Origin of the sequence: Lysobacter enzymogenes (assembly GCF_017355525.1) — a bacterium.
In the GTDB taxonomy this organism is placed as follows: domain Bacteria; phylum Pseudomonadota; class Gammaproteobacteria; order Xanthomonadales; family Xanthomonadaceae; genus Lysobacter; species Lysobacter enzymogenes_C.
The window spans coordinates 4125819-4146323 of sequence record NZ_CP067395.1 but is presented as its reverse complement, the minus strand read 5'-3'; the positions used below and the strand labels follow the sequence as shown (position 1 = coordinate 4146323).

Below are 20505 nucleotides of genomic sequence, written 5' to 3'. Positions count from 1 at the left end.
CGCATGAGTGAACCGCAGGACCTTGCTTTTGTGGGACGGCGTTCAGGCCCGAGGCTTTTGTTTCGCAACGCCGCGATCGGACATAAGAGCTTCGGGCCTGAAGGCCCTCCCACAAAAGCCGACACCGGTGCCGCCGCCACAAGCGGCAAAGTCGCCATCGCCCGCCACGGCGCCGTCTCACACGCTGAGACCCCAGTCGCGTACAACGAGACGACGCCCCGTCCGGCCCCGCCATGTCCGCCCTCATCGACCCCGCGCACCACGATCTCGTCCCCGCCCATCCCAACGCGCGCAAGCCCGAGGGCGAGGACGCGCCGCTGCCGGCGCGCCACGGCGCCGCGCTGGCCCAGCGCCTGCAGCGCCGCTACGGCGCCCGCATCACCGGGCATTTCACCGTGCCGGGTCGCGAGGGGCGTTATGCGCCCTTGCCCGAAGATTTGCCCGAGCCGCTGAAAACCGCGCTGCGCGCGCGCGGCATCGACCGGCTCTACAGCCATCAGGCCGAAGCGTGGCAGGCCGCGCAGGCCGGCGAGCACGTCGCCGTGGTCACGCCGACCGCTTCGGGCAAATCGCTGTGCTACACCCTGCCGGTGGTCAGCGCGGCGATGACCTCGGGCGCGAAAGCGCTGTACCTGTTCCCGACCAAGGCGCTGGCGCAGGATCAAGTGGCGGAGTTGCTGGAACTCAACCGCGCCGGCGATCTCGGGGTCAAAGCCTTCACCTTCGACGGCGACACCCCCGGCGACGCGCGCCAGGCGATCCGCCTGCACGGCGACATCGTCGTCTCCAATCCCGACATGCTGCATCAGGCGATCCTGCCGCATCACACCAAGTGGGCGCAGTTCTTCGAGAACCTGCGCTACGTGGTGATCGACGAGGTGCACACCTACCGCGGCGTGTTCGGCAGCCATGTCGCCGGGGTGCTGCGCCGGCTCAAGCGCATTTGCGCGTTCTACGGCGTGAGTCCGCAGTTCATCCTGTGCTCGGCCACCATCGGTAACCCGCAGGCGCACGCCGAGGCGCTGATCGAACAGCCGGTGCGCGCGATCCTCGACTCCGGCGCGCCGACCGGCGACAAACACGTGCTGCTGTGGAACCCGCCGGTGATCAACGCCGACCTCGGCCTGCGCGCCTCGGCGCGTTCGCAGAGCAACCGCATCGCCCGCATCGCGATCAAGGCCGGGCTCAAGACCCTGGTGTTCGCGCAGACCCGGCTGATGGTCGAGGTGCTGACCAAGTATTTGAAGGACGTGTTCGATTCCGATCCGCGCAAGCCCGCACGCATCCGCGCCTACCGCGGCGGCTACCTGCCGAGCGAGCGGCGCGAGGCCGAGCGGGCGATGCGCGACGGCCGCATCGACGGCATCGTCGCGACCTCGGCGCTGGAGCTCGGCGTGGATATCGGCAGCCTCGACGTGGTCGTGCTCAACGGCTATCCGGGTTCGGTCGCGGCGACGTGGCAGCGCTTCGGCCGCGCCGGACGCCGCCAGCAGCCCTCGCTCGGGGTCATGGTGGCCAGCTCGCAACCGTTGGACCAGTACGTGGTGCGGCATCCGGATTTCTTCGCCGACGCCTCGCCCGAGCACGCGCGCATCGCCCCGGACCAGCCGCTGATCCTGTTCGACCACATCCGCTGCGCCGCGTTCGAGCTGCCGTTCCTGCACGGCGAGTCGTTCGGCCCGGTCGATCCGGCCGTGTTCCTGGAAGCGCTGGCCGAAACCGGCGTGGTCCATCGCGAAGGCGAGCGCTGGGAGTGGATCGCCGACAGCTACCCGGCCAATGCGGTGAGCCTGCGCTCGGTCGCCGACGGCAATTTCGTCGTGGTCGACCGCAGCGACGGGCGCCAGACCATCATCGCCGAGGTCGACTATTCGGCCGCGGCGCTGACCTTGTACGAAGGCGCGATCCACATGATCCAGTCGGTGCCGTACCAGGTCGAGCGGCTCGACTGGGATGGCCGCAAGGCCTACGTCACCCGCACCCACGTCGACTACTACACCGACTCGATCGACTACACCAAGCTCAAGGTGCTGGAACGCTTCGACGGCTGCGATGCGGGCCGCGGCGACAGCCACCACGGCGAGGTGCACGTGGTGCGGCGCGTCGCCGGCTACAAGAAGATCCGCTACTACACCCACGAAAGCATCGGCTACGGGCCGGTCAACCTGCCCGACCAGGAACTGCACACCACCGCGCTGTGGTGGCAGTTGCCGCAGGGCGTGCTGCTGTCGCGCTTCGCCTCGCGCCAGGACGCGCTCGACGGCTTTCTCGGCGCCGCGCACGCGCTGCACATCGTCGCCACGGTCGCGGTGATGGCCGATGCGCGCGACTTGCAGAAGTCGGTCGGCAACGGCGACGGGGCGTGGTTCGCGACCCAGGACAAGGACGGACGCGGGCAGATCCGCGGCGACGGCAACGACAGCGCCGCCTTGGTCGGCGACGTGCAGCAGTTCGTGCCGACCGTGTACCTGTACGACAACTTCCCCGGCGGCGTCGGGCTGAGCGAGCCGCTGTGGCGGCGCCAGGCCGAACTGGTGCTGCGCGCGCGCGAGCTGGTTGAGGGCTGCGATTGCCGCGCCGGCTGCCCGGCCTGCGTCGGCCCGGTGCTGGCCAGCGACGAAGACGGCGGCGGCGCCACGCCGCGCGCGCTCGCGCTGCAGGTGCTGCGCCTGCTCGAGGACGCGGACGCATGAGCTTGAATCTGGCCAGGTTGCGCGCGCTGCAACAGCAGGCCGGGCGCAGCGAGACGGCGGCGCCGCGCGCCGCGGCGCCGGTGGCGTTGCCGGCAACGCGCGACGAGCCGGCGGCAACGAACAACGCCGCGCTGGTGCAAGCCGCAACGCCCGGCGCGGCCGGCACCGATTCGGCCGGCGCGGCCGCGGCCGCCGCCAACGCGCGCAGCGACGCCGATTGCATCTTCGGACCCGACGGCCTCGCACCCGCGCCTGCCCGCACGCAACGCCCCGACCTCGATGCCTTGCGCCGCATGATCGCCTTGCGCGAACGCAAACCGACACCCGCCTCGGGCCCGCCCGCGCCGCGCGCCGCGGACGCGCGCGGCGACGCACGCGAGAGCGGGCGCAGCGCTGCCGCGCTCGCGCGCCGAGGCGAGCGCGCGAGCGCCGCCGACCCCGCGCGCAGCGTGCGCGCGCTGCCCGCCGACCGCTCCCTGCCCGGCGAAGAAATCGCCCCGGGCCTGCATCTGATCCAGGCGCATCTACCGCTGCCCGGCCCGCGCGAAGCCTTGCCGCTGGACTTCGCCAAGCGCCGCGAGGATCGCCTCGACCCGCGCCGGCTGCTGTTCTTCGACACCGAAACCACCGGCCTGGCCGGCGGCACCGGCACCCGCGCCTTCATGATCGGCGCGGCCGACTGGTACGACGATCCGCAGCGCGGCGACGGCCTGCGCATCCGCCAGTTGATGATCTCCACGCTGTCGGCCGAAACCGCGATGCTGCGCGAGTTCGCGCGCTGGCTGACGGCGGAGACCGTGCTGTCGAGCTACAACGGCCGGTGCTACGACGCGCCGCTGCTCAACACGCGTTATCGGTTGGCGCGCATCGCCAATCCGCTGGCCGGGCTCGATCACGTCGATCTGCTGTTCCCGACCCGGCGGCTGTACCGCGGCGTGTGGGAGAACTGCAAGCTCGCGACGATGGAACGCGAGCTGCTGCGGATCGTGCGCGAAGACGACCTGCCCGGCTCGCAAGCGCCGGCGGCGTGGCTGCATTTCCTGCGCGGCGGTTCGTCGGCGCTGTTGCGGCGCGTGGCCGCGCACAATCATCAGGACGTGGTCACGCTCGCCCAGCTGATGCTGCGGCTGGTGCAGGCACAAGCGCAGGCCGATGCGGCGCTGCTGGAATCCTGATTCCCCGCGGAACATCCATCGGCTTTTGTGGGAGGGACTTCAGTCCCGACGCTTTTGGCTCAGATCGGAAACGAAAGCGTCGGGACTGAAGTCTCTCCCACGCACAGTTACAAGCCGTCACTCAAGAACGAAACCCGAAAAACGCAGCGACTGTAGCCGCGCCCTGACCGCCGCTTGAACGCGCGACGCAAACCTGTCGCCGCGCTCGTATAGACTCGCCCTGCCTCGCAGGAACGGCCCGGCCGCGACGATCCGCGCACCGCGCCGACATGGCCTTCGCATCGCGCCGTTCCCGCAACGCCGGCCTTCATGCGCCGCACACGCCGCCGGGCCCAGGCTCGCGGCACTCCCGTCCATACCCCATGCAGGAGCCTCGCCATGTCCTCCCCGATCTCCCTCCGCCTCGCGTTGCCGGTCGCCGCGCTCGGCCTGATGCTGTCCGCCTGCGCGACGCCGATTCCGCCGACCAACGTCGGCCAGACCTGCAACGCCGAAGCCGCGCGCTGGGCCATCGGCCGCGCGCCCGACGCCGCCACGGTCGACCGCATCCGCAGCGAAAGCCACAGCCGCGACGTGCGCGTGCTGACCCCGGGCATGGCCGCGACCATGGATTACCGCGAAGACCGCATCAACGTCGACGTCAACGAGCGCGGCGCGATCACCGGCCTGCGCTGCGGCTGATCCCGCGCGCTGTCGCTGTCCGTGGGAGGGCCTTCAGGCCCGACGCTTTCCGCGCAGGCCTGAAAGTCCGAAGGCCCTCCCACAAAAGCCGGCTGCGCTGTGCGCGCAGTCGCGAATCGGCCATCGCATCCAGCGGCGTTAACCCGCGACACAGCCGCAGCGGCGCAGGCTCGCCTGACCGCGCCGCGCGCGCTTCGCGAAAGGAGAACGCCATGTCCGCACCGACCGCCGCATCCCGCCGCACGCCCCGCCTGTTTTCCGCGCTGTGTCTGGCGGCGGCGCTGCCGCTGGCGATGAGCGCCTGCGCCGGCCCGCGCCCGGCCGCCGACATGCCCAGTTCCGCCGAACAGTCCGCCGCCGGCCAGACCGCGGCCGAACCCGCCGCGCCGGCCGAGCCCGCACCGCTGCCGCCGCGGCCGAGCTGCAACGCCGACGCCGCCAAGTCCGCGCTGATCGGCAAGACCGCCGACGCCGCCACCGTCGAACGCGCCCGCGCCGCCGCCGGCGGCCACACGGTACGCGTGCTCAAGCCCGGGCAGATGATCACCAAGGAATACCTGGACGGCCGGGTCAACGTGCATGTCGACGAGCGCAACGTCATCGTCGACATCGGCTGCGGGTAAGCGCGAGGAGCGAAGACGGCGCGAGCACAACGGCGCCGAGGCAGCAGACTCGCCCAGGCCATCGTTCCTGCGATTCCCCTGACCCGCTCATGCCACGTAGAGCCCGCGTCGCCTAAACTCCCGACCTTTTCCGGGAGCCCTCGCCATGCGCCGCAACCTCTGGCCGCTCGCCGCCGTCGTCCTGATCGGCCTGTGGGCCTGGAACCAGTTCGGCCACCGTCCCGCTGCGACCGCATCGGGCCCGGTCGCCGTCGCCGACGGCCCGCGCGCATCGCGCAACGAAGGCGCGCGCAACGACGCGGCTTATCCCGCGTTCCTGCCCGCCGAAGCCCGCGACGTGCTGCGCAAGATCCAAAGCGGCGGCCGCTTCGAACACCGCCAGGACGGCAGCACCTTCCAGAACCGCGAGCGCCGCCTGCCGCCGCAGCCGCGCGGCTATTACCGCGAGTACACCGTGGAAACCCCGGGCTCGGACGACCGCGGCGCGCGCCGCATCGTCACCGGTGGCGATCCGCCGGTGGAGTTCTATTACAGCGACGACCACTACCGCAGCTTCCGCCGTTTCGACCCGCCCGCTCAAGGAGCCGCGCGATGAGCGCCATCGACCCGCGCGAACTGCTCGCCGACCCGGCCCAGGCCGGCGCCTACTTCATCGACGCGCGCGACAGCCAGGCCCTGGCCGATGCCGCCGCCGAACTGGAATTCGCGCTGGTGCGGGTCGACTTCGCCGACTGCCGCGACAAGGACGACGCGCTCGCCCGCCTCGCCGCCGGCCTGCGTTTTCCCGAGTGGTTCGGCGGCAACTGGGACGCGCTCGACGACAGCGTCAACGACCTGTCGTGGTGGCCGGCGCCGGGTTACCTGCTGCTGATCGAACGCGCCGGCGCGTGGCAGGCGGCGAATGCCGACGACGCCGCGACCCTGGTCGAAATCCTCGGCGAAGCGGCGCGCGACTGGGCCAAGACGCGGGTGCCGTTCTGGGCCTTGCTGCCGCTGCCGGAGGCGGAGCTGGCGCAGATGGCGCCGTAGTCGCGGGAAGGGCGACCGGCGAGTTCGCCGGAATCGTCTTTCGCGAGAGCCGCCTTCCGCCACGGCTCTCCCAAACCGCGACGAACCCTCAGCCCCCGCCCTCCTTCTTCTTGAAGTCGACCTTCTCCCCGCCGCGATCCGACTTCCAATCCGTCTCGACCTTGCGCTCGCACCACGACGGCGGCGTCTCGCCCGGCCGCAGCGGGCCGCTGGCGCATTCGGGCCGCGCGTCCACGGCGGCGTTGGTGTCGCGGTACGACACGCCGCCGCACGCGCTCAGCGCGGCGGCGGCGACAAGGCTCAGAACGAAGGCGGGCAGCGCGCGCATGCGGGTCTCTCCTGGCGGACGGAACCCGACCATGCCGGCGCGCGCGGCCGCCCCACCTGTGCCATCGGTCAGGTGGGGACGCGAACGGTTCAGGCCGCCGCTTCGGCGGCGCCGGCCGCGGGCGGCGCCGCCGGCGCGGTGGGCGCGCGCGCGTAGCGCCAGGCGATCAACAGCCCCAGGGTCAGCAGCGCCGCGGCGATGAACCACGGCGCGCCCGGCAGATGCACCGGCGCGCTCTTGCCGATGAAGTAGCCGAAGCTGCCGGCGTACAGCGCCGGACCGATCACCCCGGCCAGCGCGATCAGGCTCATCAGCGCGCCCTGCACCCGGCCCTGCGCGTCGGCGCCGACCTGGCGCGTGACCAGCGCCTGCGTCGCCGGCGCGGCCATCGCCCACAAGGCGCTGATCGGCAGGCCGAGCAGGAAGTACCAGCCCTGTTCGGCCAGCCCGTAGATGACGAAGCCGAGCGCGCCGCAGCTCAACCCGAGCAGCAAGGTGCGGCGCTCGCCCAGTTTCGCGACCACCCGCCCGATCAAGGCGACGTTGACGATGATGTTGAACACGCCGACCACCAGCAGCACCCAGCCGACCTCGCGCAGGCCCCAGTGGTACTGGTAGTCGGCGAACAGCACGAAGATGCTCGGATACACGTAATGCGCCATGTTGGCGATGAACACCACCGCGGCCAGGCCGAACACCTGCGGATAGCGCTTGAGCAGCATCAGCGAACCCAGCGGGTTGGCGTGGCTCCAGTCGAAGCGCGCGCTGCGCTTTTCCTTCGGCAGCGACTCGGGCAGCACGAACAGGCCGTAGAGGAAGTTGAGCAGCGCCAGGCCCGCGGAGAACCAGAACGGCAGGCGCAGGTCGACTTCGCCCAGATACGCGCCGATCACCGGCCCGATCACGAAGCCCACGCCGAACGCCGCGCCGATCATGCCGAAGCTCTTGGCGCGCTGTTCCGGCGGGGTGATGTCGGCGATGTAGGCGTTGGCGGTGGTGAAGCTGGCCGCGGTGATGCCGGAGATGACCCGGCCGATCAACAGCAGCGGCAAGGTGTTGGCCACCGCCATCAGGATGAAGTCCAGGCCCAGGCCCAGGCACGACAACAGGATCACCGGGCGCCGCCCGTAGCGGTCCGACAGGCTGCCCTGGATCGGCGAGAACACGAACTGGATCAGCGCGAACACGGTGCCGAACAGCCCGACCCAATAGGCCGCGCGCGCGGTGTCGCCGTCGACGAACTTCTCGATCAGATGCGGCAGCACCGGAATGATGAGCCCGAACGACAGCACGTCGATCAGCACGGTGACGAAGATGAAGACGAGCGCAGCGCGGCGCGCGCCCGGTGCGGGAGCGGAAGCGGTGGTCATGGGGTCGGCGGCCGGCCTGAAAGAGAACGAGGGATGCTCGCCGCGCAGTTTAGCGCCCGCCGTTGCCCAGGCTATGGACGAATGTCATGGCGGGATGGTTTCCGGCGTTACTAATCGCATCGTGCGGCCTCGATTTTTCTATTGCGATCATCGGCTTACGAAATCGGCTGTGAGCGCGCGCGCTCACAAGCGCGATCCAGCGCACTTCCTGGAATTTCCGTGCCCGCAGGCGAATTGCCGCATCGCACAATTTGTGCTTTAGTCGGGACACGCTCGGTTTTCAACGCTGCGGTGCGGACCCAGGTCCTCGCCGGCGGTGGACGGTCTTCGCGCGAAACAGCGCGCGGGGCCGCCGAGACGAACACATAGCGACGTCGCGAACGCGGCGCGCGTTGCGGACCCCACAGGAAGCGAACTCCAGACACGAGCCGAACATCGGAACCCGACGCAATGCCGCGCCCATCCGCGCGGCGGCGCCCCGATCCAGGCGGGACGAGCCACCACAACGCGCAGCGGTAGCGAGCTAGCGATCCACGGAACACTTAATCGTCCCGGAGATGCGATGCAAGCCAGGCAAGAACGTCCCAGCCCTGCTGGGCTCTACGATCCCCGCGACGAGCGGGACAGCTGCGGTTTCGGGCTGATCGCGCAACTCGACGATCGTCCCAGCCGCGCCCTGGTCGACCGCGCGCTGGAAGCGCTGTCGCGCATGACCCATCGCGGCGGCGTCGCCGCCGACGGCCTCAGCGGCGACGGTTGCGGCCTGCTGATCCGCCACCCCGACGCGTTCTTGCGCCTGATCGCGCGCGAAGCCAACATCCGCCCCGGCGCGAACTTCGCCGCCGGCCTGGTGTTCCTGCCGCACGACGCCGACGCCGCCCAGCGCGCCCGCGACACCCTCAACGAGACCTTGCGCAGCGAAGGCATGCGGGTCACCGGCTGGCGCGTGGTGCCGGTCAATCTGGACGCCTGCGGCGAACTCGCGCGCAAGACCATGCCGCGGATCGAACAGATCTTCGTCGACGCCGCCGCCCCGTTCGATCCGGCCGCGTTCCAGCGCTCGCTGTTCCTGGCCCGCCGCCGCGCCGAGCAGCGCCTGAGCGACGAGCGCGACTTCTATGTGGTGAGCCTGTCCTCGGCCAGCATCGGCTACAAGGGCATGGTGCTGCCGGACCGGCTGATGCAGCTGTACCCGGATCTGCAACGGCCGGAACTGGCCGCCAGCGCGGTGGTGTTCCACCAGCGCTTCTCGACCAACACCACGCCGCGCTGGCCGCTGGCGCAGCCGTTCCGCCTGCTCGCCCACAACGGCGAGATCAACACCATCGCCGGCAACCGCGCCTGGGCGCAGGCGCGCGTGCACGCCTGGCGCACGCCGAACCTGGACCTGCGCGAGTTCGAGCACATCGTCAGCGTCGACGGCTCGGATTCGCAAAGTCTCGACAACATGCTGGAAGTGCTGCAGGCCGGCGGCATGGACCTGCTCAAGGCGATGCGCATCCTGATTCCGCCGGCGACCCAATCGCTGGAATACAAGGACGCCGACCTCGCCGCGTTCTACGAGTACTACGCGCTCAACACCGAGCCGTGGGACGGCCCGGCCGGCATCGTCACCTGCGACGGCCGCTACGCCGCGTGCACGCTCGACCGCAACGGCCTGCGCCCGGCGCGCTGGCTGCGCTCGCGCGACCGCCATTTCCTGATCGCCTCCGAAGCCGGCGTGTGGGAGCTGCCGGCCGAGGAGATCGAAGCCAAGGGCAAGCTCGGCCCGGGCGAGATGATCGCCGCCGACCTGTACCAGGGCGAGCTGCTGGATTCGGAAGCCATCGACCGGATCAACCGCGCGCGCGCGCCGTACAAGCGCTGGCTCAAGCAGGGCATGACCTACCTGCACAGCGAGCTGATCGATCCGAACCTCGCTGCCGAACCGTTCGACCACGAAACCCTCGCCGGTTTCCAGAAGCTCTTTCAGCTGACCCGCGAGGAGCGCGAGCAAGTGCTGCGCCCGCTGGCCGAGATCGAGCAGGAAGCCACCGGTTCGATGGGCGACGACGTGCCGATGGCGGTGCTGTCGCAACAGGTGCGGCCGCTGTACGACCAGTTCCGCCAGGCCTTCGCCCAGGTCACCAACCCGCCGATGGACCCGCTGCGCGAGGACTGCGTGATGTCGCTGGCGACCCAGATCGGGCGCGAGGGCAACGTGTTCGTCGACGGGCCGAACAACGTCGGCCACATCCATCTCAATTCGCCGGTGCTGGCCCAGCGCAAGCTGCGCCAGTTGCTGGCGATGGCGCCGTACGACCAGTCGCACCGCTACATCGACCTCAACTACACCGCCGAGGAAGGGCTCAAGGCGGCCTTGCTGCGGCTGTGCCGCGAGGCCGAGGACGCGACCCGCGACGGCATCGTGCTGCTGATCGTCAGCGACCGCCGCCCGCGCCGCGACGCGCTGATGATGCATGCGCTGCTGGCCACCGGCGCGATCCACCAGCACCTGGTGCGCGTGGGCCTGCGCTGCGAAGCCAACCTCATCATCGAGACCGGCACCGCGCGCGACCCGCACCACTTCGCCTGCCTGATCGGCTTCGGCGCGACCGCGGTGTATCCGTACCTGGCCTACCAGACCCTGCACGACCTCGGCGCGCGCGGCATCCTGCGCACCAAGCACGGCGAAGTCGCGCAGATCGGCCGCAGCTACCGCCGCGCGATCAAGAAGGGCCTGCTCAAGATCATTTCCAAGATGGGCATCGCCACCATCGGCAGCTACCGCGGCGCGCAGCTGTTCGAGATCATCGGCCTGGACAAGGAAGTGGTGGACCTGTGCTTCGCCGGCACGCCGTCGCGCATCAGCGGCGCCGGTTTCGAACTGCTGCAAAGCGACGACGAAACCCTCGCCGACCTCGCCTGGAATCCGAACCGCCTGCCGGAGATCGGCGGCCTGCTCAAGTACACGCCCGGCGGCGAGTACCACCTGTTCAACCCCGACGTGGTCACCCGCCTGCAGCGCGCGGTCGGCAGCGGCGAGTGGAGCGACTGGCAGCGGTACGCCGAAGCGGTCAACGAGCGTCCGACCGCGGCTCTGCGCGACCTGCTCGAACTCGAAGCCGATCCGTCGCGGGCGATTGCGCTGGAAGAAGTTGAACCCATCGAAGCCATCGTGCGCCGTTTCGACTCGGCCGCGATGAGCCTGGGCGCGCTGTCGCCGGAAGCGCACGAAGCGCTGGCGATCGCGATGAACCGGCTCGGCGGGCGTTCGAATTCGGGCGAAGGCGGCGAAGACCCGGCGCGTTATCGCAGCGACAAGGTCTCGAAGATCAAGCAGATCGCCTCGGGCCGCTTCGGCGTCACCCCGGAGTATCTGGTCAACGCCGAAGTGCTGCAGATCAAGGTCGCCCAGGGCGCCAAGCCCGGCGAAGGCGGCCAGTTGCCGGGGCACAAGGTCAACGAGCTGATCGCGCGGCTGCGCTACGCGATGCCGGGCATCGGCCTGATTTCGCCGCCGCCGCATCACGACATCTATTCGATCGAAGATCTGGCCCAGCTGATCCACGACTTGCGTCAGGTCAATCCCGAAGCGCTGATCTCGGTGAAGCTGGTCTCGCACGCGGGCGTCGGCACCATCGCCACCGGCGTGGCCAAGGCCGGCGCCGACCTGATCACCGTGTCCGGCCACGACGGCGGCACCGGCGCCAGCCCGCTGTCGTCGATCCGCTATGCCGGCACGCCGTGGGAACTGGGTTTGTCCGAGGCGCGCCAAGCGCTGATCGGCAACGATCTGCGCGAACGCGTGATCCTGCAGACCGACGGCGGACTCAAGAGTGGCCTCGACGTGGTCAAGGCGGCGCTGCTCGGCGCGGAAAGCTTCGGTTTCGGCACCGCGCCGATGATCGCGCTGGGCTGCAAGTACCTGCGCATCTGCCACCTCAACAACTGCGCCACCGGCGTGGCCACCCAGGACAACGCGCTGCGCCGCGACCATTTCACCGGGCTGCCCGAGCGCGTGGAGAACTTCTTCCGCCTGCTCGCCGAGGAAGTGCGGCATTGGCTGGCCGCGCTGGGCGTGCGCACGCTCGGCGAAATCGTCGGCCGCACCGACTTGCTGCGCCAGCGCGACGGCGACAGCCGGCGCCAGCAGCGCCTGGACCTGTCGCCGCTGCTGGCCGGCTCGGGCCTGGCCCACGGCGGCCACTGCGGCATGCCGGCGCCGCCGGCCGAACCCGACGGGCTGGCGCTGCAACTCGACACCGAACTCGCCGTGGCGATCGCGCACAAGGCCGGCGGCGACTACAGCTACAAGATCCGCAACACCGACCGCAGCATCGGCGCGCGCCTGTCCGGGCGCATCGCCCGCGCCCACGGCGACCGCGGCATGAACGACGCGCCGCTGACCCTGCGCTTCCAGGGCACCGCGGGCCAGAGCTTCGGCGCGTTCCAGGCCGGCGGCCTGCAGTTCGAACTCACCGGCGAGGCCAACGACTACGTCGGCAAGGGCATGGCCGGCGGCCGCATCGTGCTGCGCCCGCCGCACGGCGCGCGCTACCTCGCGCACGAGACGCCGATCCTCGGCAACACCTGCCTGTACGGCGCCACCGGCGGCGAGCTGTACGCCGCCGGCCGCGCCGGCGAACGCTTCGGCGTGCGCAACTCCGGCGCCACCGCGGTCGTGGAAGGCGCCGGCGACCACTGCTGCGAGTACATGACCGGCGGCGTGGTCGCGGTGCTCGGCCGCACCGGCCTGAACTTCGGCGCCGGCTTCACCGGCGGCATGGCCTACGTGCTGGACGTCGAACGCGATTTCGTCGACCGCTACAACCACGAGCTGATCGACATCCTGCGCATCTCCGCCGACGGCTTCGAGCACCACCGCTCGCACCTGCACGACCTGCTGGAAACCCACGCGGCCTTGACCGGCAGCGCCTGGGCGCGGCGCATCCTCGACGAGATGCGCGACTACCTGGGCAAGTTCTGGCTGGTCAAGCCGAAGGCGGCGAGCCTGGAATCGCTGGCCGAAACCCTGCGGAGCGCGGCGTGATGGCGCGCGCGTCCGTTTCACCCCGCGCCGCGTCGGCGACGCGGGCGATCACACCCACCGAGGCGACGACGATGATCCGAATTACCAGCGAACGCGGCCTTTCCTCGGTAAAACCGCTGGCATCGCCGCTGCGCAACGCCTCCGCCGTGTGTCGACAACGCCATCGAGTCCAGCCCGCATGAGCAAGAAGCCGGTCTTCCAATTCCGCGACGCCCCGCGCGAGATGCCCTCGCGCATTCCGCTGCAACTGCGCCTGGACGGCGACTGGGGCGAACTGTACGGCCGCTTCTCCGAAGTCGAAGCCAAGAAGCAGGCCGGGCGCTGCCTGGACTGCGGCAACCCGTACTGCGGCTGGGCCTGCCCGCTGCACAACTACATCCCCAACTGGCTGGAACTGGCGCGCGAAGGCCGCCTGCACGAAGCCGCGTCGCTGTGCCACGAGACCAATCCGCTGCCCGAAATCTGCGGCCGCGTCTGCCCGCAGGACCGCTTGTGCGAGGGCAGCTGCACGCTCAACGACGGCTTCGGCGCGGTCACCATCGGCGCGGTCGAGAAATACATCGTCGACAACGCGCTCGCCGACGGCTGGCGTCCGGACCTGTCGACGGTGACCGCCAGCGGCCACCGCGTCGCCGTGATCGGCGCCGGTCCCGCCGGCCTGGCCTGCGCCGACCGCCTCGCCCGCGCCGGCATCCAGGCGGTGGTGTTCGACCGCTACGAGCACATCGGCGGATTGCTGCATTTCGGCATTCCCAGCTTCAAGCTGGAGAAGTCGGTGATGATCCAGCGCCGCGAGGTGCTCGAAGGCATGGGCGTGCAGTTCCGCCTCGGCGTCGAGATCGGCCGCGATATCGGCTTCGATGCGCTGGTCGCCGAGTTCGACGCGGTGTTCCTGGGCCTGGGCACGTACCGCTACACCGACGGCGGCCTGCCGGGACAGGACCTGCGCAACGTGCTGCCGGCGCTGCCGTTCCTGGTCCAGAACGGGCGCATCGTCCACGGCGAAGGCGCGAACGCGAGTTCGGCGCCGATCGCCGGCTGGGAAGACCATATCGAACTGCCCGACCTGCGCGGCAAGCGCGTGATCGTGCTCGGCGGCGGCGACACCGGCATGGACTGCGTGCGCAGCGCGGTGCGGCTCGGCGCGGCCCAGGTCAGCTGCGTGTATCGCCGCGACGAGGCCAACATGCCGGGCTCGGCGCGCGAAGTCGCCAATGCGCGCGAGGAAGGCGTGCAGTTCCTGTTCAACCGCCAGCCGCTGGAACTGCTCGGCGACGGCGAGACGGTCAGCGGCGTGCGCGTCGCCCAGACCCGGCTCGGCCCGCCCGACGCGCGCGGCCGCCAGCGCGCCGAAACGGTCGAAGGCAGCGAGGAAACCCTCGACGCCGACGTGGTGGTGATCGCGTTCGGCTTCCAGCCCGATCCGCCGGCGTGGTTGGCCCAGCACGGCATCGCTCTGGCCGACAACGGCCGGATCCAGGTGCTGGCGACCAACGAAGGCTGCGCGACCCGGCGCAAGGCCGCCGGCGGGCTGCCGTACCAGACCGCGAACGAAAAGGTGTTCGCCGGCGGCGATGCGGTGCGCGGCGCCGACCTGGTGGTGACCGCGGCGTTCGAAGGCCGCGAGGCCGCGGCCGGCATCGTCGCCCTGCTGCGCGAACGCGCGCCGCTGGCGGCGCGCCGCGACGCCGCGCTGGCCAGGGCCGGCTGAGCGTTCGCGGTTGTCGACGGCGCCGCGGGTCGCGGCGCCGTCGCGCCTTCGCATCGCCGCCGCGACGCGGCTACACTCGCGGTGCCGGGAACGGCACACCGGGGGACGCCGCACGCTGCGGCGCGGTGCTCATTCGAAGGAACGACCCATGCGTATCGATCTTCCAGCCGCGTTGCTGTGCCTGTCGTTGCTCGGCGCCTGCGCGCGCGCCGACCGTCCCGCCACGGCGCAGCCGGCGCCGTCGAAACTGCCCAACGCGGCGCAGGCCGGCAAGGCCATCGCCGAGATGTTCGGCGACCCGGCGCTGATGCGCGATGTGGCGGTGGTGCTGGGCACCTGCATCCCGGCGGTCGACGCCGAATATCCGGGCCAGACCGCGTGCACGGTGAAGGTGCAAAGCGGCGCCGGCGCTTCGGAAACCCAGGCCGATTTCTACTGGAACGGCGAACGCTGGGTCGCCCAGCCGAGCCAGTCGCAGGACAAGCTGCCGTTTCCGGATCCGAAGCTGGGTTGAGCGGCGCGCGGCGCGGCGCGCGAACCCGCGCCAGCCGACGCCGTCGTTCCGGCGAACGCCGGAACCCACCCGATTCCGCTTCCGCCGCACAACAAAGAGCCGCTGTCGCCAGCGGCTCTCGACGCGATGCGCGCAAAGCGCGCGCATCGACCTCGGTCGGATGCCTTCAGCGCGGGATCTGATCGGGCGCTTTCAGCGCCCCGGCCCCACATCGATGAAGCGCAGGAACTCGGCGCGGGTGCGCGCGTCGTCGCGGAACATGCCGAGCATCTTCGAGGTGATCATGCTGACGCCGCGCTTGTGCACGCCGCGCGTGGTCATGCACTCGTGCGCGCCCTCGACCACCACGCCGACGCCGAGCGGCTGCAGCACGTCCTGGATCGACTGGGCGATCTGCGCGGTCATCTTCTCCTGCACCTGGAAGCGGCGCGCATAGGTTTCCACCACGCGCGCGAGCTTGCTGATGCCGACGACCTTGCCGCTGGGCAGATAGCCGACGTGGGCCTTGCCGATGATCGGCGCCATGTGGTGCTCGCAATGGCTTTCGAACTCGATGTCGCGCAGCACGATCATCTCGTCGTAGCCGGCCACTTCCTCGAAGGTGCGCGCCAGGTACTCGCGCGGATCGTCGGTGTAGCCGCTGAACCAGTCGCCGTAGGCGGTGACCACGCGCTTGGGCGTGTCGAGCAGGCCTTCGCGCTGCGGGTCCTCGCCGGCCCAGGCCAGCAGGGTACGGACCGCCGCCTCGGCTTGCTCGCGGCTGGGCTTGTCGGGGGTATCGGCCATGAGACGGGCCTTGTGTGCTTGGGGGGACACGAATGCTATCAAGCCGGGATCGGGGATTGGGGATTGGGGATTGGGGATTGGGGATTGGGGATTGGGGATTGGGGATTGGGGATTAGGGATCGGGGACTCGCGACCTGAGAGCCTGTATGCGCCATCCACGGCACAGTCGGTCCATCGCGAATCCCGAATCCCGGCCAAAAAAAAGGTCGCCCAACGGGGCGACCAGTCGGCTCCCCGGGGGAGAGAGCGCCGGGGGAGCGGTTGGACTCTGCGCGGGGTATCAGCGCAAAGGCCGGTCGAGCGCGTGGGGCAGGTTGCGCTCGATGTGGTGCCAACCGTCGCGCACCGCTTCGCGCGCTTCGGTCCAGTGCAGCCGCGATGCCGCGCGGCAGTGGTTCCATTCGGCGGCCAGCGCGGTTTCGACTTCTTCGAACCGGCGCCCGCCGCAGTGCAGATAGCTGTCGTAGCCGTAGCGATACGCCGGTTCGTAATCGGGCCACTCGCGCCCGGCGCTGTAGTACGGGGCGAAGCGGAATTCGCGATGGAAATGCTCGCGATATTCGCCCGGGTCTATCGCTTGCACGACCGCTGCGCCGACCTCCGTTTCGTCGTGATTGCTCATGGCTCGCATCGACTTGCTCGTTCCGTGGACCAAGCTAGGCCCATGAAGATGCAATGCAGGTGAAGATCGCCGAGGCGGCTTAAGACGTTCAGCCTGCGTCGGGAGCGACGGCCGATGCGTTAGTTTTTCGTGACGAAAACCGATGCCCGCTGCGCGTTGCGCGACCGCAGCGGCGGCTCATTCGGGTTGCAGCACCACCGCCACGTCGCGGCCGCCGCCCTGGGCGGTGCTGACCGCGTTGCGGCCGGCGCCGACGGCATGGCGCAGCGCCAGCCGGGCGCGTTCGAACAGCGCCGGCACCGGCTCGCCGCGCTGCGACATCGCCACGCCGATGCTCACGCTCATCACGATCTCGTGGCTGTCGATGCGGAACGGGCGCTGGGCGAAGGTCTCGCCGATGCGCCGCGCCAGCATTTCGCTTTCGGCGCGTTCGCATTCGCTGACGATGCCGAAGCAGTCGCCGTCCATGCGCGCGATGGTGTCGTCCGGCCGCAGCACCCCGCGCATGCGCGAGAGCGCCTGTTGCAGCAGCGCGTCGCCGACCGCGCGGCCGTAGCGCGCGTTGACCTCGGCGAAGCCGTCCAGGTCGACCAGCAGCAGCGCGTAGTTGTTGACGTTGAGGCTGCCCGGCGACGACCAGGCCTGCAGCATCTGTTCCAGCACCTGGGCGTTGAGCGCGCCGGTCAGCGGGTCGCGCTCCACCGATTGCCGCGCCAGCAGCACGATGCGGTGGCGGTTGGCCGCGTGCTGGCTCAAGGCCAGCGCCAGCACCGCCGATTCCAGCACCGCGGTCAGCGCCAGCCCGCGCTCGGCCCATTCGGCGTCCTGCAGGCCGAGGATGTTGGCCGCCAGCGCCGCGGCCAGCACCAGCATCGGCGTCCAGCCGAGCAGGTAATAGCCGGCGTACGGCGCGCCCTTGCGCCAGGCGACCACCGCGATCACCAGCATCAGCGGCACGCCGAGCAGCAGCAGGATGTTGCCGCCGATGTACCACCAGCCGTAGACGTGCTCGCGCAACAGCAGCAGCACCAGCAGCCAGCCGATGTTGGCCCACTGCACGATCCGCAGCGCCCAGGTGGTGCGCGGCATCAGCCGCGGCAGGTCGAGGAAGCGCACGCTGAAGCCGAGCTGGAAGATCGTCGCCAGCGTCGCCAATGCCCACGCCACCGCCGGTTCGCTGGCCATGCCGGCCAACCCCCACATCTCCGAGGCGTCGCCGGATCTGAGCAGCAGATAGGTGGCCATGCACGCCAGATAGGCGCCGTAACCGAGGTAGACGAAATCGCGGAACGCGACCCACACGCCGACCATCGCCACCGCCATCAGCATCATCGCGGTGAACGCGGCGGCCATGAAGCGCGCGTCGCCGCGCTCCTGCCGGGCCAGTTCGGGAATGCTGGCGAAGTTGAGCCGGATCTCGCTCATCGCCGCGCGGCCCTTGATCCGCACATAGGCCACCGACGAGGTCGGCCAGCCGTTCGGCAGCGGCAGCACCCAGCCGCGCCGCATCAGCGGCACGCCGCCGTGCTCGGCGTCGTCGATCTCGCGCGCGTTGGCCGCGCCGGGCGGGTAGTACAGCAGCGGGCCCATCGCGCGCGAGCCGCGCACCACCAGCATCTGGCCGTCGCCGGGCTTGATCGTGCGCTGGCTGGTCAGGCGCAGCCAATAGCCTTCCTGGCGCCGCGGCAGGCTGAAGCGGACGAAGTCGTGCGGGCGCTCGGCGACCATGCTGCGCAGCACCGGCGCGCCGACCGGCGGGGTCTGCAGGTCGGTCTCGGTCATCAGCACTTCGACCTTGAGCGATTGCGCCGCGGCCGGCGCGCACAGCAGCAGCGCGCACAGCATCGCGATCGTCAGCGCCCACGCCGCCTTGCGCATGTCCCGGTCCGCTCCCGTGTTTCGAAGAACGTCGAAGTCTAGCCGCTGCGGACGCGCGCGGGGATGGCGGCGACGCTACGGCGGCGCAACGCAACATACGCCGGCGACGGGTACGGCGCCCGGCCGGCGCCCAGGCGCGGCGCCGCGGCGCTCAACCGCCGCGATCGCTGCGCAGGCGCTTGAGCCGGCGCTCGTTGCCGGCCGCGGCGCGCGCGGCGACCGCGCTGAAGGCGACGATGCCGAGCACGACCAGCCCGGCGCCGGCCAGGGCCTGGCCGCGCGGCCAGCCTTCGCCGAGCCACAGCGCGCCGATCGCGGTGGCGAACACGATCTCGGCGGCCTGCATCGCCTCGGCCGCGGCCAGCGCGGTCGGATCGTTGCGGACCATGCCGGTGGCCTGGAAGAACAGGATCGTCGCGATCACCCCGGCGCCGAGCGCCACGCCCGCGGCCAACCCCGCCTGCGCCGCCGTCGGCGCGCCGGCTTCGGCGCCGGCATAGAGCGCGGTCGCCCACCACAGCGGCTGGCTGGCCAGGGTCATGCCGAACACGCGCTGGGTCGCGTTGAGCTCGATGCCGCTGCGTTCCAGGTGCAGCAACAGGCCGCGGTTGCCGAGCGGATAGGCGAACGCCGACACCGCCACGCAGGCCAGCGCGATCCAGCCGGCGCGGTCGAGCCGGCCGCCGCCGTGGCCGAGCTGCATCAGCAGCACGCCGACCACGATCGCGGCGCCGACCAGCAGCGCCGGCAGCGGGATGCGCGCGCGTTCGTCGCGGTAGAGCAGCGGCGCGCACAGCATTCCGGCGATCACGGTCAGCTGGAAGGTCGCGGCGATCAGCCACGCCGGTCCGCTCGCGGCGGCGTAGCTCAGGCACAGGTAGAACAGGCCGAAGCCGATCGCGCTCCAGGCCAGCCACGGGCCCGGATGGGCGCGGATCGCGCGCCACACCGGCGCGATGCCGCCTTGCGCCGCCACCACCGGCAACAGCAGCGGCAGGGTGAACAGATAACGCAGCGCCGCGGTCCAGGCCCAATGCCCGCCGCCGCCGGCGGCGGCGCGGTTGAGCACGTAGGTGCAGGTGAAGAACAGCGCCGACGCCAGCGCGATCAGCACCGCCGCCAGGGCGTGGCGGCGCGCGTTCACGCGCGCGGCCGGACGCGGATGCTCGACACCGGCACCTGCACCTCGTCGACGCCGCCGACCCGGATCGGCGTGCCCGGCTCCGGGCCCCAGGCATGGGCGTAGACGACTTCCCAGGTCGCCGGCAGCGAACCGTCGGCGCCGCGAAGCGGCTCGTAGGCCTGCGCCGCTCGCGCAAAGCGGGCGCGGCCGGTGAGGCTGCGGCGGCGGTCGACGCTGGCGTTGGTGGCGCCGAGCGTGCGCAGCTCGCGCATCAGATGGCCCAGGTCGGGATGGCCGAGCACGAACTCGTCGCGGTCCAGTACCGGGTTCTTGAAGCCGGCCGCGATCAGCGCGTCGCCGAACTGGGCGATCGAGGCGAACGGGCTCACGTGCGGCGCCGCGTCGGCTTCGGCGAACGCGCCGCGCAGTTCGAACAAGGTGTCGGGGCCGAAGGTCGACACCAGCAGCAGGCCGCCGGGCTTGAGCACGCGGCGGAAGCCGGCGAACACCGCCGGCAGGTCTTCGACCCATTGCAGGCACAGGTTCGAGAACAGCACGTCGACGCTGGCGTCGCGCAGCGGCAGCGCGCGCGCGTCGGCGCAGACCGCGTCGGGCCGGCGCGCGCCGCCGAGCAGGCGCTCGCGCCAGCCGCGGCCGCCGAAGTTGTCGCGCGCCTCGCGCAGCATCGGCAGGGCCAGATCCAGCGCGATCACCTGCGCGCGCGGCCAGCGCTTCTGCATCGCCGCGCTGAGGTGGCCGGGGCCGCAGCCGACGTCGACGACCACCTCGGGCACGCGGTCTTCGAGGTAATCCAGGGTTTCCGACAGGCGCGCGCCGACTTCGCGCTGCAGCGCGGCGGCCTGGTCGTAGCCGTGCGCGGCGCGCGAGAACGAGCGGCGCACTTGGCGGTGGTCGAACAGATCGGTCATGGCAGGACTCA

At 70.7% G+C, this 20505-nt stretch carries 17 protein-coding genes and 1 pseudogene; 11 read left to right on the top strand and 7 right to left on the bottom strand.

Going from position 1 to position 20505, the window contains the following annotated elements; genetic code table 11:
* Positions 1–3: 3 nt before the first annotated feature.
* From JHW38_RS26025 to JHW38_RS17475, 8 genes and pseudogenes are all read left to right on the top strand, one after another.
* Positions 4–114, top strand: a pseudogene (locus JHW38_RS26025) (DUF6053 domain-containing protein); the annotation flags it as partial.
* Positions 115–233: 119 nt separating this feature from the next.
* Entirely contained in the window at positions 234–2693 is a 2460-nt protein-coding gene (locus JHW38_RS17500; protein WP_207522602.1) for a DEAD/DEAH box helicase, read from the top strand.
* Positions 2690–3868, top strand: coding sequence for a ribonuclease H-like domain-containing protein (locus JHW38_RS17495; protein ID WP_207522601.1), 1179 nt, complete (start codon positions 2690–2692; stop codon positions 3866–3868). The genes JHW38_RS17500 and JHW38_RS17495 overlap by 4 nt, the downstream gene beginning before the upstream one ends.
* A gap of 27 nt (positions 3869–3895) precedes the next feature.
* Positions 3896–4024, top strand: coding sequence for a DUF6053 domain-containing protein (locus JHW38_RS26020; RefSeq protein ID WP_428995257.1), 129 nt, complete (start codon positions 3896–3898; stop codon positions 4022–4024).
* 222 nt (positions 4025–4246) lie between these two features.
* Positions 4247–4549: an I78 family peptidase inhibitor gene (locus JHW38_RS17490; protein ID WP_207522600.1), complete on the top strand. Its 303-nt coding sequence runs from the start codon at positions 4247–4249 to the stop codon at positions 4547–4549.
* A gap of 212 nt (positions 4550–4761) precedes the next feature.
* The gene (locus JHW38_RS17485; protein ID WP_207522599.1) at positions 4762–5172 is read left to right on the top strand and encodes an I78 family peptidase inhibitor; all 411 of its coding nucleotides are present in this window, start codon (positions 4762–4764) and stop codon (positions 5170–5172) included.
* A 145-nt stretch (positions 5173–5317) separates the two neighbouring features.
* The gene (locus JHW38_RS17480; protein ID WP_207522598.1) at positions 5318–5767 is read left to right on the top strand and encodes a ribonuclease domain-containing protein; all 450 of its coding nucleotides are present in this window, start codon (positions 5318–5320) and stop codon (positions 5765–5767) included.
* On the top strand, positions 5764–6201 hold the full coding sequence (locus JHW38_RS17475; RefSeq protein ID WP_207522597.1) for a barstar family protein: 438 nt from the start codon (positions 5764–5766) through the stop codon (positions 6199–6201). The genes JHW38_RS17480 and JHW38_RS17475 overlap by 4 nt, the downstream gene beginning before the upstream one ends.
* Before the next feature lie 88 nt (positions 6202–6289).
* Here JHW38_RS17475 and JHW38_RS17470 read toward each other — a convergent pair whose 3' ends face one another.
* On the bottom strand, positions 6290–6529 hold the full coding sequence (locus tag JHW38_RS17470) for a hypothetical protein (RefSeq protein WP_207522596.1): 240 nt from the start codon (positions 6527–6529) through the stop codon (positions 6290–6292).
* 89 nt (positions 6530–6618) lie between these two features.
* The gene (locus tag JHW38_RS17465; protein ID WP_207522595.1) at positions 6619–7899 is read right to left on the bottom strand and encodes a TCR/Tet family MFS transporter; all 1281 of its coding nucleotides are present in this window, start codon (positions 7897–7899) and stop codon (positions 6619–6621) included.
* A gap of 562 nt (positions 7900–8461) precedes the next feature.
* Here JHW38_RS17465 and gltB point away from each other — a divergent pair.
* The 3 genes from gltB to JHW38_RS17450 all read left to right on the top strand — a co-directional run bounded on the left by gltB (position 8462) and on the right by JHW38_RS17450 (position 15156).
* The gene (gene gltB, locus JHW38_RS17460; protein ID WP_207522594.1) at positions 8462–12931 is read left to right on the top strand and encodes a glutamate synthase large subunit; all 4470 of its coding nucleotides are present in this window, start codon (positions 8462–8464) and stop codon (positions 12929–12931) included.
* Positions 12932–13109: 178 nt separating this feature from the next.
* Positions 13110–14642 carry an FAD-dependent oxidoreductase gene (locus tag JHW38_RS17455; protein ID WP_207522593.1) on the top strand — a complete coding sequence of 511 codons (1533 nt, stop codon included), beginning with the start codon at positions 13110–13112 and terminating at the stop codon, positions 14640–14642.
* A gap of 148 nt (positions 14643–14790) precedes the next feature.
* The gene (locus JHW38_RS17450) at positions 14791–15156 is read left to right on the top strand and encodes a hypothetical protein (protein WP_207522592.1); all 366 of its coding nucleotides are present in this window, start codon (positions 14791–14793) and stop codon (positions 15154–15156) included.
* A gap of 192 nt (positions 15157–15348) precedes the next feature.
* Here the strand turns inward: JHW38_RS17450 and folE are convergent, their stop codons facing one another.
* The 5 genes from folE to bioC form a co-directional block, all read right to left on the bottom strand.
* The gene (gene folE / locus JHW38_RS17445) at positions 15349–15942 is read right to left on the bottom strand and encodes a GTP cyclohydrolase I FolE (RefSeq protein ID WP_207522591.1); all 594 of its coding nucleotides are present in this window, start codon (positions 15940–15942) and stop codon (positions 15349–15351) included.
* Between the two features lie 280 nt (positions 15943–16222).
* Positions 16223–16564 (bottom strand): hypothetical protein, encoded by a 342-nt coding sequence (locus JHW38_RS17440; protein WP_207522590.1) that lies wholly within the window; start codon positions 16562–16564, stop codon positions 16223–16225.
* Positions 16565–16741: 177 nt separating this feature from the next.
* Entirely contained in the window at positions 16742–18442 is a 1701-nt protein-coding gene (locus JHW38_RS17435; protein WP_207522589.1) for a sensor domain-containing diguanylate cyclase, read from the bottom strand.
* A gap of 151 nt (positions 18443–18593) precedes the next feature.
* Positions 18594–19586: a multidrug resistance efflux transporter family protein gene (locus JHW38_RS17430; RefSeq protein ID WP_242690974.1), complete on the bottom strand. Its 993-nt coding sequence runs from the start codon at positions 19584–19586 to the stop codon at positions 18594–18596.
* Complete coding sequence (bioC, locus tag JHW38_RS17425; protein ID WP_207522588.1) at positions 19583–20494, bottom strand: malonyl-ACP O-methyltransferase BioC; 912 nt, start codon at positions 20492–20494, stop codon at positions 19583–19585. Before bioC ends, JHW38_RS17430 begins: the two co-directional genes overlap by 4 nt.
* Positions 20495–20505 lie beyond the last annotated feature (11 nt).